General features: G+C 63.4%; 11 protein-coding genes. 7 read left to right on the top strand and 4 right to left on the bottom strand.

Features of this window, described 5'->3' with window-relative positions:
• Nucleotides 1-58: 58 nt before the first annotated feature.
• On the bottom strand, nucleotides 59-997 hold the full coding sequence (locus ACWGS9_RS17785; protein ID WP_454506473.1) for a diacylglycerol/lipid kinase family protein: 939 nt from the start codon (nucleotides 995-997) through the stop codon (nucleotides 59-61).
• A gap of 905 nt (nucleotides 998-1,902) precedes the next feature.
• On the opposite strand from ACWGS9_RS17785, the gene ACWGS9_RS17780 reads away from it, so the two are divergent.
• A complete protein-coding gene (locus ACWGS9_RS17780; protein WP_454506472.1) occupies nucleotides 1,903-2,418 on the top strand; it encodes a hypothetical protein in 516 nt (171 codons plus the stop codon).
• 206 nt (nucleotides 2,419-2,624) lie between these two features.
• Here ACWGS9_RS17780 and ACWGS9_RS17775 read toward each other — a convergent pair whose 3' ends face one another.
• Nucleotides 2,625-3,251, bottom strand: a complete 627-nt coding sequence (locus ACWGS9_RS17775) for a hypothetical protein (protein ID WP_454506471.1) — start codon at nucleotides 3,249-3,251, stop codon at nucleotides 2,625-2,627.
• Between the two features lie 258 nt (nucleotides 3,252-3,509).
• On the opposite strand from ACWGS9_RS17775, the gene ACWGS9_RS17770 reads away from it, so the two are divergent.
• Complete coding sequence (locus ACWGS9_RS17770) at nucleotides 3,510-3,992, top strand: YegJ family protein (protein WP_454506470.1); 483 nt, start codon at nucleotides 3,510-3,512, stop codon at nucleotides 3,990-3,992.
• A gap of 104 nt (nucleotides 3,993-4,096) precedes the next feature.
• Here ACWGS9_RS17770 and ACWGS9_RS17765 read toward each other — a convergent pair whose 3' ends face one another.
• Both ACWGS9_RS17765 and ACWGS9_RS17760 read right to left on the bottom strand, forming a co-directional pair.
• Nucleotides 4,097-4,951: a DUF3137 domain-containing protein gene (locus ACWGS9_RS17765; RefSeq protein ID WP_454506469.1), complete on the bottom strand. Its 855-nt coding sequence runs from the start codon at nucleotides 4,949-4,951 to the stop codon at nucleotides 4,097-4,099.
• A gap of 298 nt (nucleotides 4,952-5,249) precedes the next feature.
• Nucleotides 5,250-6,299, bottom strand: coding sequence for a CapA family protein (locus ACWGS9_RS17760; RefSeq protein ID WP_454506468.1), 1,050 nt, complete (start codon nucleotides 6,297-6,299; stop codon nucleotides 5,250-5,252).
• 137 nt (nucleotides 6,300-6,436) lie between these two features.
• Between ACWGS9_RS17760 and ACWGS9_RS17755 the strand changes: the two genes are divergently transcribed.
• From ACWGS9_RS17755 to ACWGS9_RS17735, 5 genes are all read left to right on the top strand, one after another.
• The gene (locus tag ACWGS9_RS17755) at nucleotides 6,437-7,690 is read left to right on the top strand and encodes a hypothetical protein (RefSeq protein WP_454506605.1); all 1,254 of its coding nucleotides are present in this window, start codon (nucleotides 6,437-6,439) and stop codon (nucleotides 7,688-7,690) included.
• Between the two features lie 225 nt (nucleotides 7,691-7,915).
• Nucleotides 7,916-11,056 carry an excinuclease ABC subunit UvrB gene (gene uvrB / locus ACWGS9_RS17750; protein ID WP_454506467.1) on the top strand — a complete coding sequence of 1,047 codons (3,141 nt, stop codon included), beginning with the start codon at nucleotides 7,916-7,918 and terminating at the stop codon, nucleotides 11,054-11,056.
• Nucleotides 11,057-11,507: 451 nt separating this feature from the next.
• Nucleotides 11,508-13,034, top strand: coding sequence for an ABC-F family ATP-binding cassette domain-containing protein (locus ACWGS9_RS17745; RefSeq protein ID WP_454506604.1), 1,527 nt, complete (start codon nucleotides 11,508-11,510; stop codon nucleotides 13,032-13,034).
• A gap of 103 nt (nucleotides 13,035-13,137) precedes the next feature.
• The gene (locus ACWGS9_RS17740; protein ID WP_454506466.1) at nucleotides 13,138-13,527 is read left to right on the top strand and encodes a nuclear transport factor 2 family protein; all 390 of its coding nucleotides are present in this window, start codon (nucleotides 13,138-13,140) and stop codon (nucleotides 13,525-13,527) included.
• A gap of 93 nt (nucleotides 13,528-13,620) precedes the next feature.
• Entirely contained in the window at nucleotides 13,621-13,803 is a 183-nt protein-coding gene (locus ACWGS9_RS17735; protein ID WP_454506465.1) for a hypothetical protein, read from the top strand.
• Nucleotides 13,804-13,805: the final 2 nt, after the last annotated feature.

Raw genomic sequence — 13,805 nt, 5'->3', positions numbered from 1 at the left:
AGCCAGCTATTTCAATCGCCTGACTGTATCGGCTGAATCAAGCCTTCAGCCAGTTGATTCAACCTCTCAGCGTCAGCGCGCCGGGCAGGATTTCGAACGTCGCCGGAATCCGGCCTGGCGACTCGCCGTCTATGTCGACCAGCGCGCCGTTCTTCTCGATATCGCCCAACGGCTCGACCAGCACCTTGCGTCCCCGCAGGATGGTGATTGCCGGATGGTTGCGATGCCGGCCGCCATAGATGAGGCGGATGTCCCTTATTAGGCCGAGCTTGCCGGCCGCGCGCAGGATGACGATGTCGAACTGGCCATCGGCGAGCTCGGCGTCCGGCGCGATCATCATGCCGCCACCGAAGAACCTGCCGTTGGCCACCGCCACCAGCGCCATGTGCGCCTCGATCGGTTCGCCGTCGTCGATGGTGATCCGGACGTCCTGGAACCGGTAGCGGATGAACTCCAGCACCGCGCGCCAGAAGAACAGCGCCTTGGCCGAGACACTGCCCTTGCGCTTATCGGCATTGACGGCGCGATCCGTCGCGCCGGACAGGCCGAGGCTGGCGATGTTGATGAAATGGCGGCTGGCCAGCGCGCCGTGGTCGTCGATGTAACAGACACGTCCGGCGTCGATCTTCCGGCCCTTGGCATCGGCGATCCTCTTCAGCGTGGCGTCGATGCCGCGCGGCAAGTCGAGCCCGCGCGCGAAGTCGATGCCGGTGCCGCAAGGCAGAAGCCCCAGCGCGCTTTCGCGGCCGGTCTCGTGCTGTACCTGCAGCAACCCGTCGGCCACCTCGCTGGCGGTGCCGTCGCCGCCTGCCGCGATCACCAGGTCGCATCCGCCGGCGGCGAGGTCGATCGCCAGCCGTTCGGCGTCGCCGCTGGCCTGAGTCTCCCGCAAGTCGAAATCGCCGAAATTCCGATTGAGCGACGCCGCGGCCTCCGTCCAATGCCGCTTGAGCTTGCCGCCTCCGGCAATCGGATTGAGAACCACCCCGACCTTCAAACTGATCTCCCCGAGGCAGGTCGCCCAAAGTGCGCGGTGGATTCCGCGCTGGCGCCCAAAATCTTTTGCCGGCCCAAAGTCTTTTGCTGGCCCAAAGTCTTTTGCTGGCCGAAAGTCTTTTGCTGGCCGAAAATCTTTTGCTGGCATTGAAACGCGGACCGGGCGGCGGGGCAAGGCTCCAGCATCCAAGGGTCGCAGAAAAGCGGGGCAGGCTGTCTAAGGGGTTGGGCTGGCAAGTTCCGGGGCTTTTGCCATTGGTCCCCGATAATCCCGCAATCCACAGGCACACCGGCATTCCCCAGACCCGTTACCCGGCGTACAGTCAACCCATCTCAGGCGGCTACCGAACGCCCAGCCGAAAGGCAAAAGCGCAAGGCGGATTTCCTGAGGCCCGTACGGCCCGAAACGAGAGCAGGTTCGCCTGTTGGAGGGACGGATGCCGAGACCTACGGGTGCCGCGGAAAGCGTGCCAACGCCGACGGCGGACCGATGCTGCCATGAAGGCCGGTAAAAACCTTCGATGGCACGCTGGACGAAGCCCGCAAGGGTGGAGATCGGCGTGGTCTGGAACGGGCGCTGCCCTCGGGTGGCGACTGGCAGGACCGTCAAAATCAAGGCTGGCCTGGCGCGACGACTTTACGGAAGTTGCTGCCTTAACCGGCTCCTGATCTGACAGGGAGGCGCTGGGAGAAATCCCAGCGCCGACTGTCTTTTTTGGGCTGTCCGCCTCGCCGGCTTTTCGCCGCGCCCACACCTCCCCGGCACCACTGATGCTTTCCGGCCACATACGGAAGCCAAGCAACCTTCGACAACGCGCGGTCATGCACAATTCACAATGGCGGCCAAATCCCGCCTTGTTCCCCAGCGATTGGTCAGCTCGGGAACGAATTCGAAGGGACAGGACCGTGATCAAGACCGCCCTTGTCGCCATGACCATTGTCGGCTGCGACTGCGACGCCAAGCTGTGCGAATACATCGGTGAGACGCCGGCCAAATGGACAACGATTGCCGACTGCGAAGCGGCGATGAAGAGCCAGATGCTGCATCAGCGCAATTTCAACTATCCGCTGGTTTCCGGCATCTGCCGCGTCAAGGGCTCGGCCTCTTCCTCCGAGCTCGCCGCGAAAGCCTCCAGGCCGGATCTGAAGCCCAGGAACCGCGTCGTCGAAACCATCGCCCCGCTGCCGCCCGAACTCGACCATCGCCCGAGCGTCCCGGTCGGCGCAACGGTGACCGCCAGCGAAACGGAAGCGGCCAAACCGGTCGCCTTCGATGGGTCGGTCGATGGCGGCCGCGCCGTGCTTTACCGCACCAGGACAGGCTATGCCGTGGTCAAGACCGATATTGGTCGCGCCGCCATCGCGACTGTGGACGCGGCAAAGCGGTCGGCTGGCTGGCTGGCTGGTCTGACCGGTCTGTGAGCGCGCCCAAGCCGTGTTGAGATTCAGGTCAGGCCGGCCTGAGAATGTCGGCTTCCGAGAACCGGCCTGCGCCGGCCGTAGCCTTCATAGGGCGGAGACACTTATGAGGGCTTCGGCCGGCGAAGGCCGGAGCGGAGGGTACTTAAGTACGTGAAGCGGAGGAAGCCGGCATCCGCAGGCCGGCCTCACCTGAATATCGACGCGCCTTACAGTTTGATCTTCAGCGTCTCCCAGAACTTATCGATCAGCGGCTGTTCGGTGGCATTGTCCTGGTCGCCGATGCGCGTGATGAAGAGCAACCCCCGATCGGCGGTGCCAAAGCCGACGATCTCGAAATCCGCGCTGTCTGTGCGCGTCTTGACGGTGGCCTTGAGCCCCGTCAGCTCCTTGCCGTCGGCTAGCTTGCGGCTCGTCGGCTGCTGCGTCAGCTGCCCGCCCGCCTGGACCGTTTCCTTGGTCATCTCCTGCAGCATCAGCTGGTTGAGGGAGACAGGGTTCATCTTGTCGTATTTCTGCACCACGACGAGGGTGCCGAGCGCCGAAGCCATAAGATACTGGGCGATACCGTCGCCGAGATCGGACTTGGTGACCGAATTGCTGCTTGGATGGACGAAGGAAAATGTGCCACCGGAGAAGGTGGCGAAATCATTATGGTCGATCCGCACCTTGCTGGTCTTGCCGCCGGGGAGCGTCACGTCGACGTCCTCGCCCGGATCGATGTCGACCGTCACGCCATCGATCGTCAGCTTGAAAGCCTTCGGATCCTCGGCACGGGCAAGCCCGGCGCAAAGCATGATCGCCGCGAACGCCGCAGCCGCAAATCTCAGTCGCATATCTGTTCTCTCCGCGCAGTTCCATTCAACATATTCGACTGCCTGTTCGTCGGCAGCCGGGAATCGCTTCCCGCTTATCATTCCCCGATGACGATTGGCGTGGGCCACTTCGAAAACCACGGATGATTGTCGCAACGGCAGACGTCCGCTGATGACTTGATCTTGGCAGCTTGGCAGTGATGACGGCGAGCCGCGGTTCGATTGATAATGCCGACATAGTACAGGAAGATAGTGGCCTGACTGGAGTTGAGGGGCGTCATGACCTTTGCCGTTCGTATCGCGCTATGCCTGCTGCTGGCGTTCATCCCCTTGCACGCTCGGGCGCAAAGCGACGACAAGGCGATGATGATCGCCTCCGACGACGCCGATATGGCGGCGGCGATAGCAAAGGCGCGATCCAGCCTGGATGGATTCCTGGCTTTGTCTGACGCTCCGCCGCCGGGAACCGACAGGTTCAAGCTGAAGGTGATGGTCGTAGACGGAAACACGACGGAGCACTTCTGGGTCATCCCGTTCAGGCGGACCGGCACCGGCTTCGTCGGCATATTGGCGAACGAGCCGGTATTCGTTCACAACGTCGTTCTCGGCCAGAACATCGAATTCACCAGGGACGATATCTCCGACTGGGGCTATACCAAAATCGGCCGCCAGGTCGGCAGCTTCACCGTCTGTGTGATGTTCAGGAAGATGTCGAAGGAAGAGGCGGATTACATGCGCGCCACATACGGCTTCGATTGCTGAACGATAGAGCGGTTCGCCGTTTCACGGAACCGGCGAACCGCTCTATCTCTTTGCTTTCACGCAATTCCGGACGGAAAACCGCTCACACTTTTCCTGGAATTGCTTTATCCGGCCGCTCCGTCCTTCGCGCCGATCTTGCGCACCAGCGCCACCGTCGCCAGCATGGCGCCGAGATCGGTGATCATCGGCGCGACATGTGTGTTGTAGTCGATCGGCTCCGAGATATCCGGAAGCTCGAAGAAGTTCTTCGAACGCGGCATCAACAGAAAACCATCGCTGCCGCTGAGCGCCACCCGCGCCTGGTCGTAGGGCCATGTCTCGCCGAGCCAGGTCAGCGCCTGCGCCAGCCGCCCGGTTACCAGCGGCCGCGCCGCCTCGACATTGTCGGTGCGGAACTCATAGGTGGCATCGAGATCGGCAACGCCGCTTGCCAGCTCCTGCATCTTGCTGGCGAACATGCCGCGGAAGAAATGCGCCACCTTGCCGGCCCTGCGCGCCGCGACCAGCGTCCCCGGAAAAGGCTCGATGGTCTCGAAGGCGACGATGACGCCCTTGAAGGCGGTCGTCTCGCTCTTGCCCGAGCCTTCCCAGAGCTTCGCCTCGTAAAGCTCGAACGGAAAATCCTCGTAGCGTCCCGAAATGATGTCGTCGAAGCTCTGCCGGTTGAAAGGGCCGACCGTTTCGCGCGGCATCCTGTCGAAGGAATTCGGCCGCACGCCGCGCTGGTAACGCACGTCGCGCACGAAGCCGAAGATCATCGGCAGCAGCATGTCGCGGAAGGATTGCCGCAGCCGGGTCGCCGGCCTCAGCGCCTGGAAATAAAGCAGCACCGCCGCGACGAGGCCGCCAAGGTAGAGAAAGACATGCGGCGTCGAGAACCATTGTTCGTGAGGATCGGCGGCTGCGTTGAACAGCCAGGCGATAAGCGCGACGAAGACGACGACCAGTCCGACAAACACAGGCACCCGCCAGCAGACCTGCTTCCGGGCTGACGCCCGTTTGCCTCATAGTCCTCGATGTCACGCCTGATGCCTGCGATGACCGCTTCGCTCGGCAGGAAATCCGCTGCTTCCATGGCACCCCCCGGCCGCCGCTAGAGCAATTCCAGGAAAGTGCGTAGCGGTTTTCCGTCCGGAATTGCGCAAAACAAAGATTTGGAGCGGTTCGGTGATTCTGCGAAACGCTGAACCGCTCTAAGATACGGCTGATGATAGCGGCTTTTGCGCGAAAGTCGCCTGCACCAGCGGCGATCGGCGGCTAGTTCCCCGAGGTCGGAAAAATCGTCGCCAGCCGGGTCGCCACCTGCTGCCCGAGCGCGCTGTCCAGAGCCTCCAACGGCGCCAGCCGCTCATGGCCGTTGTTGGCTAAACGCATGAAGAAATGCTGCCGGTAAGCGGCGATCATGCCGCGCGTGGCGGTATCGGTGCTGATATCGACGATGAGGATCGAACCTATGCGGCCGGGCCATGGCTGACGGGTAAAGGCAGTGCCGAGGAAATCGCCAAGGCCGTAGGCGACCAGGCTGTCGCCGGGCCGCTCAATTGGCTGCACGACATGGGCGTGATGCCCTACGATCAGTCCGACACCGTGATCTGCCAGCCGCCTCGCCAGCGCCCGGGTTGCCGGCCTTGGAAAGTGCCGGAACTCCCAGTCCCAATGCGGCACCGCGCAGAGCAGATCGATGCCGGAAACATCGCCGCGCGACCATTCGGCGGGATCGCTGCGCATCAAGATGCGTTCCTCGAACGGCGCGGCGTCCGTGTTGCGCCAGAGCGTGAACGCAGCAAAGCCGATCGCCAGCGATCCGGCTGCGTGACGCTGGATCGGTCCGCCCGCCACCGTGCCTATGGTGCGAATCCCGAGCCGGTTCAGCGCCGCGAATGTTTGCTCGAACCCGGCAATGCCCTGGTCGAGCATATGGTTGTTGGCTAAAGACAACACCAGCCTGTCGCGCGCGATCCCGGCAGTTGCAAGCGCATCGGCCAGGAAACGCTCGCTCATCGCGTGGTGCGTGCCGAGCCACGTGGCCATGATCGCGCCTGGGCGTTCGACGATCGGGCTTTCGCAATTGCCGACCACGAGGTCGGCGGATGAAAGCAGTGCGGCGAGCACCGGATCGCATTCCGGCACATCGCGATTGGCGACGGCCGAAATGTCGCCGATGAAGGCTAGCCGCACCGACCGTGTCGGCAGCGGATCCATCATTGCCGCCGCCGATGCCGCAAAGCCGGCTCTGTCGCCGGCAAGTGACGGCTTCAGGAAACGCGGCAACCACGACAGTTTGTAGGAAAGCGGATAATTCGACACGGGCACGTCCATTTTTGCCCTGTGTAGACTGTCTGACGGATCGGTTGAAGCCGGCCGCCGAATGATCCCGCGGCGGACATCTCGGGCTGACCAAATACGTGTATGCTCGCCATGCCATGCAGTGGAGGACGATGATGATGTTGCTCAAAGCAGTGTTTGCAATTGCCCTATCGGTGTTCCTGCCGGCGTCCTTCGCCTGGGCGGAGATGCCGGACGCGGCCAAATCCATGTTCGAAGCGACAAGCGTGACCGACCGGAACACGGCGCTGTCGACGCTGGAAGCGGCAGCGGCCAAGGACCCGGCATCGGCCTATGCGGCCGGCGCCGGCGAATTCTTCACCGCACTGGAGCTCCTCGCCAGCGGCCTGCATCGCCACGGTTTCGAAAGCCCGAAATCCTTCATGCTGCCGCTGATGCAATTGCCCGTGCCGGACAATCCCGACCCGGAACCGCTGACTTACGAAGATTTCCGCGCCATCCTCGTCGCCTTCCGCGACCGGCTGGAAAAATCTGCCGCAACGCTGGGCTCCGTGCCGGCCGGTGCCGATATCGGCATGGTGGTCGACCTCACCCGCGTCGGCATCGATCTCAACGAGGATGGCAAGCTCGCGCCCGACGAAAGCATCGCCGCGATCATCGCCTCGCTCTCACGCGGCAGCATCGACACGAGCAATGCCGCGCCGTCGCTCACCTTCCGCTTCGACCGCGCCGACGGCTTTTGGCTGCAGGGCTACGCCGAATTCCTGATGGCGCAGGCCGATTTCTGGCTGGCGCATGATTTCCGCAATGCCTTCGACGGCTCGTTTCACATGCTGTTCCCTCGCGCCAAACTGCCGCTCCAGGATAAGCTGGTGCCGCTGGATGGCGGCATGAGCGGCAACATGTTCGCCTCGGAATGGCGCTTCGCCGACTTCATCTCGCTGGTGCATCTCGTCAACTGGCCGGTGGTCGAGCCGGAGCGCCGGCAGGCCGCGCGCCGCCACCTGCTGGAGATGATCCGGCTGTCGCGCGAGGACTGGAAAGCGATCCTGGCCGAGACCGACAACGACCGCGAATGGCTGCCGGGACCGCAGCAGAGGGGCGTCAACCCGCTGACCGGCCTCGAGGTCGGCGAAGAACAGGTGCAGGCCTGGCTCGCCACACTGACCGTGGCCGAGGATCTTCTCGAAGGCCGCGTGCTGCTGCCGCATTTCCGCATCACCGGCAAAGGCATCAACATGAAGCGCTTCTTCGAAGAGCCGAAACCTTTTGATCTCGTGCTGTCGATCACCGGCCCCGGCATCGCGCCTTATCTCGAAAGCGGCAAGATCCTCAGCAGCGATGATTTCGACCAGATCCAGCGCCAGTTCGGCGGGGCCGGCTTTTTGACTTTCGCGCTGTGGTTCAATTGAGGATCGCAAGTCTTGGGCTCCTCGCCCTCATGAAATAGGGGAGAGGTGGCTCGGCGAGCCGGAGAGGGGGATGGCTCGGCCTGGATGAATTCGAGGTTGGCACCAGTTCCCCTCATCGGGTCATGACGCATCTCCTGACAGCCTTCTGTCAGCAGCATCCTCGAGCGGCGGGCGGCTTTTCACTCCGCTCTTTCCATTTTGGCCGAGTCCTCCCATATTCGGGCCATGGCCAAACATCCTGACAAGAAGACGCCTTCGCCGGCGCAAGATGGCGCGCCGAAGCGGCGCAGTCCGTTGACCGAATTCCTCGACGCCGTCGAGCCGTTGGAGCCGGGTGGTTTTTCCGAGGCGCCTCAAGCTGACTTTTCCGGCGCACCGTTGACCGGCTCGATCTCCGATTGGGCGGGTCAGATCGAGCGTGAGGCGGAAAAGCAGCCGAAGATGAAAGCGGCGAAGAAGATCCCCGAGCGCTCGTCCGCGCCCGGGCGCACGGCGCGCGGCACGTCGATGGGTGGCGCCGCCACCGCCCGCGAACGCACGGCAGCGGGCCTCAACCCGGTCGCGGGTCTCGACATCTCGCTCGAAGACGCCGAGACCATGACCTCCAGCGGCGTCACCGCTACGGTCGCGGCGCTGTCGGCGCTGATCGAATCCGGCAATCCGTTGCACAAGGACGGCGTGCTGTGGACGCCCCACCGCCCTGCCCGCCCCGACAAATCCGAAGGCGGGATCGCTATCAAGATGGTATCGGATTTCGAGCCCGCCGGCGACCAGCCGACCGCCATCAAGGATCTCGTCGAGGGCGTCGACAACAATGACCGCACCCAGGTGCTGCTCGGCGTCACCGGCTCGGGCAAGACCTTCACCATGGCCAAGGTGATCGAGGAGACCCAGCGCCCTGCCTTGATCCTGGCGCCCAACAAGACGCTGGCCGCGCAGCTCTATGCCGAGTTCAAGAAATTCTTCCCCGACAATGCGGTAGAGTATTTCGTCTCCTACTACGACTATTACCAGCCGGAAGCCTACGTCCCGCGCACCGACACTTTCATCGAGAAGGAATCCTCGATCAACGAGCAGATCGACCGCATGCGCCATTCGGCGACGCGCTCGCTTCTGGAGCGCGACGACGTCATCATCGTTGCCTCGGTCTCCTGCATCTACGGTATCGGCTCGGTCGAGACCTATACGGCGATGACCTTCCAGATGCAGGTCGGCGACCAGCTTGACCAGCGCTCCCTGCTCGCCGACCTCGTCGCCCAGCAATACAAGCGCCAGGACATCAACTTCGTGCGCGGCTCCTTCCGCGTGCGGGGCGACACGATCGAGATCTTCCCCGCCCACCTGGAAGACCGCGCCTGGCGCATCTCCATGTTCGGCGACGAGATCGAACAGATCACCGAATTCGATCCGCTGACCGGCCAGAAGACCGGCGAGCTGAAAAGCGTCAAGATCTACGCCAACTCGCACTATGTGACGCCGCGTCCGACCTTGAATCAAGCCATCAAGTCGATCAAGGAAGAGCTCAAGCAACGCCTGCAAGAGCTTGAAAAGGCTGGCCGCCTGCTGGAGGCGCAGCGACTTGAGCAGCGTACCCGCTTCGACCTGGAGATGCTGGAAGCCACCGGCTCCTGCGCCGGCATCGAGAACTATTCGCGCTATCTGACGGGACGCCAGCCGGGCGATCCGCCGCCGACGTTGTTCGAATACATTCCCGACAACGCGCTGGTCTTCGTCGATGAAAGCCACGTCACCGTGCCGCAGATCGGCGGCATGTATCGCGGCGACTTCCGCCGCAAGGCGACGCTGGCGGAATACGGCTTCCGCCTGCCTTCCTGCATGGACAACCGGCCGCTGCGCTTCGAGGAATGGGACGCCATGCGCCCGCTGTCGGTCGCCGTTTCGGCGACGCCGGGCGGCTGGGAGATGGAGCAGTCCGGCGGCGTCTTCGCCGAGCAGGTCATCCGCCCGACCGGGCTGATCGATCCGCCCGTCGAAGTGCGTCCGGCCAAGAGCCAGGTCGACGATGTCGTCGGCGAGATCCGCGACACCACCAGGGCCGGCTATCGGACCCTGGTCACAGTGCTCACCAAGCGCATGGCCGAGGACCTGACCGAATATCTGCATGAGAACGGCATCCGCGTCCGCTACATGCACTCCGACATCGACACGCTGGAGCGCATCGAGATCCTGCGCGATTTGCGTCTCGGCGCCTTCGACGTGCTGGTCGGCATCAACCTGTTGCGCGAAGGCCTCGACATCCCCGAATGCGGCTTCGTCGCCATCCTCGACGCCGACAAGGAAGGGTTCCTGCGTTCTGAAACCTCGCTGATCCAGACCATCGGCCGCGCCGCGCGTAATGTCGACGGCAAGGTGATCCTCTACGCCGACCAGATCACCGGCTCGATGGAGCGCGCGATGGCGGAGACCAACCGCCGCCGCGAGAAGCAGATGGAGTGGAACACCGCCAACGGCATCACGCCGGAATCGGTCAAGTCGCGCATCGCCGACATTCTCGACTCCGTCTACGAGAAGGATCACGTGCGCGCCGACATCTCGCAGTTCACCGACGATGCCGGGGCGATGATCGGCAACAACCTGAAAACCCATCTCGAGGCACTGGACAAGCAGATGCGCGACGCCGCCGCCAATCTCGACTTCGAGAAGGCCGCCCGTATCCGCGACGAGATCAAGCGGCTGCGCGAGATGGAGCTTGCCATCTCAGACGATCCGCTGGCGCGCGAGGTGGAAGGCCAAAGTCCCGCCTCGGGCCGCGAAAAGGGCAAGCACAACAAGGGTGTCGCCAAACATCGGACAGTCGAGGAACAGGAGCGGTTCCGCAGGCTCGACGAGGCACGTGCCGCCGAAGAGGCGGCCAAGGCTGCCCGCCCCAACCTGTTCCGCAAGCCGCATCTCGACGAGATGGGCGCCGACGGCGCCGTGCCGGTGAAGAAGCCGCTTTTCGCCAAACCGTCGATCGACGACATGGGGCCGGGTACCGACATGGCGACCCCGGCCGGTGCGGTATCGCGCTCGCTGTTCAAGAAGCAGAGCGCGCAGGAAGCGCATGGCTCCGATTTCGGCATTCCCGGAGAGCCCACCAAGCCGCTGTTCAAGAAGAACTCGCTCGACGAAATGACGGTGCGCCGCACCGAAAAGCCGGTCGAAGGAACGAAGCCGACAAAGCCGCAGCCAATCTCCCCCCTTGTGGGGGAGATGTCCGGCAGGACAGAGGGGGGCGCGAAGGAACACGACGATTCCGGCAAGCCTATCGTTCGCCAACGCGCCGGCATCGGCTCCTACGAGGACCCGGGCGACGCTCGACGCCAGAAACGCCGTCCCGGCAAGACCGGGCGGCCGGGGAGGTAGCGCCTTTTCCCTTCTCCCCCTGTGGGAGAAGGTGGATCGGCGCGAAGCGCCGAGACGGATGAGGGGTGGTCCAGCGGAGCGAGACGCCGGCGTTCCCTGGAGCACCCTCATCCGACCGAGCTTCGCTCGGCCACCTTCTCCCACAAGGGGAGAAGCGAAGCGCTCCACTGTCGCCGCCTCACTTGCCCTCCGCCTCGCCTTTGGTGTACCCAATCTCTCGCCTCGAACATCTGGAAAGGAGGGCTGCGTGTTTATCGATCATCATCGTCAGCGTGGCCCGATTTGTGCCCTGCGAGCTTGCTTGCAGGGCTGACCAGGACGGTCCGGGTTTTCCCGTTTCGATTTTTTGGTCTGCCCTTCGGGGTGCGCTGGTCCGAGCATGAAGCCCGGCACGCGCACCGTCAAAGTGCATCAGCCGGACTTTGCCGCCGGCAAGACCAGAGAAATCGAAATGGCCCTGATCAGCCTCAAATCCCTTGGCGTCACCATGAGTGCGCCACTGTTCTCCAATCTAGACCTCGCTATCGGCGCCGGCGACCGGCTCGGCATCGTCGCCGCCAATGGCCGTGGCAAGTCCACCTTGCTCAGATGCCTGGCCGGTGAATTCGAACCAACCACCGGCGACATCACCAGGACACGCGGCCTGCGCGTCGGCCATGTCGAGCAATCCATCGCCGATGCATTGCTGGATAGCAGCTTCCATCAGGTGGTCGCCGATGCCTTGCCGGCCGAGCAGCGCGACGGCGATCTGTGGCGCGTCGACGTCGTGCTGGATTCGCTCGACGTGCCGGAAGACATGCGCGAACGCAAAATGCGAGCCTTGAGCGGCGGCCGGCAGCGGCTGGCGCTGATCGCCCGCGTCTGGGTCACCGATCCGGACGTGCTCCTGCTCGACGAGCCGACCAACCATCTCGACCTCGCCAGGATCAACCAGCTGGAAACATGGCTCAACGCGCTGCCGCGCGACGTGCCGGTGATCATCGCCAGTCACGACCGCGCCTTCCTCGACGCCACCACCAACCGAACGCTGTTCCTGCGCCCGGAAGAATCGCCGGTGTTCGCAATGCCGTATTCACGGGCGAGACAGGCCCTCGATGAGGCTGACGCCTCGACGGCGCGCAAGTTCGAGCGCGACATGAAAGTCGCCCAGCAATTGCGCAAGCAAGCCGCAAAGCTGAACAACATCGGCATCAATTCCGGCAGCGACCTTTTGACGGTGAAGACCAGGCAGCTCAAGGAGCGGGCGGAAAGGCTGGAGGATGCCGCCGTGCAGGCGCATCGCGAACGTTCGGCTGGCGCGATCAGGCTGGCCAACCGCGGCACCCACGCCAAGGTGCTGATCACGCTGGAGGACGCAGCGGTCGAAACGCCTGACGGCACGCTGCTGTTCAGGACCGGCAAGCGACACATCTGCCAGGACGATCGCATCGTACTGCTCGGCCGCAACGGCGTAGGCAAGACGCGCTTCATTGCGATGATCCGCAACGCCATTGCAGACCCCGGGACGGTTGCGAACGTCAAGGTGACGCCGTCGACCGTGCTCGGCTACAGCGACCAGGCGCTGTCGGGCATCAGCGGCGACGACACGCCGCTGGCGATGGTCTCGCGCCGGTTCGAGGTCGGCGAGCAGCGTGCCCGCTCGCTGCTTGCCGGCGCCGGCGTCGTCATCGAGATGCAGGAAAGGAAGATCGGCGTTCTGTCGGGCGGTCAGAAGGCGCGGCTGATGATGCTGGTTCTGCGCCTCGCCAACCCCAACTTCTACCTGCTCGACGAGCCGACCAACCATCTCGACATCGACGGCCAGGAAGCGCTGGAGGACGAGTTGCTGAAGCACCAGGCAAGCTGCCTGCTCGCCTCGCACGACCGCTCCTTCATCCGCGCCGTCGGCAACCGCTTCTGGCTGATCGAGAGGCGGCGGCTGACCGAGGTCGACGACCCCGAAGAGTTCTTCCGCTCGGTCGCCGAAACACCGAACTGAAAGACGGTGCAGGCCGGCATTCGAAGTACTGCCGGCTCGGCAATACTTTTCCACCCGCTAAAAAAGGAGCATGTTGAGTTGTTTAGCCATGGAGGGAACGGCCATGCGTGCAGTGGAAATCGTCAGCAATCTCTACAAAGCCTACGCGGACCGCGACATCGAGGGCGCCCTGGCGCATTGTTCCGAGGATGTTGTTTTCCGCTGGATTGCCGATCCCCGGCAATCGCGTCATGCCGGCACCGCGCACGGCAAGCAGGAATTTCTCTCCAGGCTCCTGGCGCTCGACGATGACTTCGAATACCGGCACTTTGTCCCGGTCGAGATCATCGACGGTGGCGACAAGGTCGCGGCGCAGGTCGAAATCCACATGACGCGCCGCGCCACCGGCGAGGAATTCGTCATGCGCACCGCCAATTTCTGGACGGTCCGCGACGGCGAGATCATCGAGATTGTGGAATATTACGACACCGCGCTGGCGGCGTCGGTGTTCTGAAAAAAGATTGGGGCGGTCTGTCGGATCGCCAATTGCCGCCTCGTCCTTGGGATGCCGACACGATGATGCCGGCATCAACCAGGGAGAACCATCATGTCGGTACTGTCATCGATCGGCCGCCTTGCCAACCGGTATGCCGCGGCGCGCGCCCGTCATCGCAGCGAGCGCATTCTGCTTTCGCTGCCCGCCGAACTGCGCAAGGACATCGGCTTTCCGGCGATTTTCGAAACACGGGAAAGCCGCCGCGCCGCCACCTTCTCGGCAAAGGTCATATGACG

The organism is Mesorhizobium sp. Arg314 (assembly GCF_053714275.1).
This window is presented reverse-complemented; position numbering and strand designations above follow the sequence as displayed.

Excerpts from the sequence above, each read along its gene's own strand:
- ACWGS9_RS17775 (WP_454506471.1), bottom strand. The coding sequence starts at position 3,251 with ATGCGACTGAGATTTGCGGCTGCGGCGTTCGCGGCGATCATGCTTTGC.
- ACWGS9_RS17770 (WP_454506470.1), top strand. The coding sequence starts at position 3,510 with ATGACCTTTGCCGTTCGTATCGCGCTATGCCTGCTGCTGGCGTTCATC.
- ACWGS9_RS17755 (WP_454506605.1), top strand. The coding sequence starts at position 6,437 with ATGTTGCTCAAAGCAGTGTTTGCAATTGCCCTATCGGTGTTCCTGCCG.
- uvrB (WP_454506467.1), top strand. The coding sequence starts at position 7,916 with ATGGCCAAACATCCTGACAAGAAGACGCCTTCGCCGGCGCAAGATGGC.
- ACWGS9_RS17745 (WP_454506604.1), top strand. The coding sequence starts at position 11,508 with ATGGCCCTGATCAGCCTCAAATCCCTTGGCGTCACCATGAGTGCGCCA.
- ACWGS9_RS17740 (WP_454506466.1), top strand. The coding sequence starts at position 13,138 with ATGCGTGCAGTGGAAATCGTCAGCAATCTCTACAAAGCCTACGCGGAC.
- ACWGS9_RS17735 (WP_454506465.1), top strand. The coding sequence starts at position 13,621 with ATGTCGGTACTGTCATCGATCGGCCGCCTTGCCAACCGGTATGCCGCG.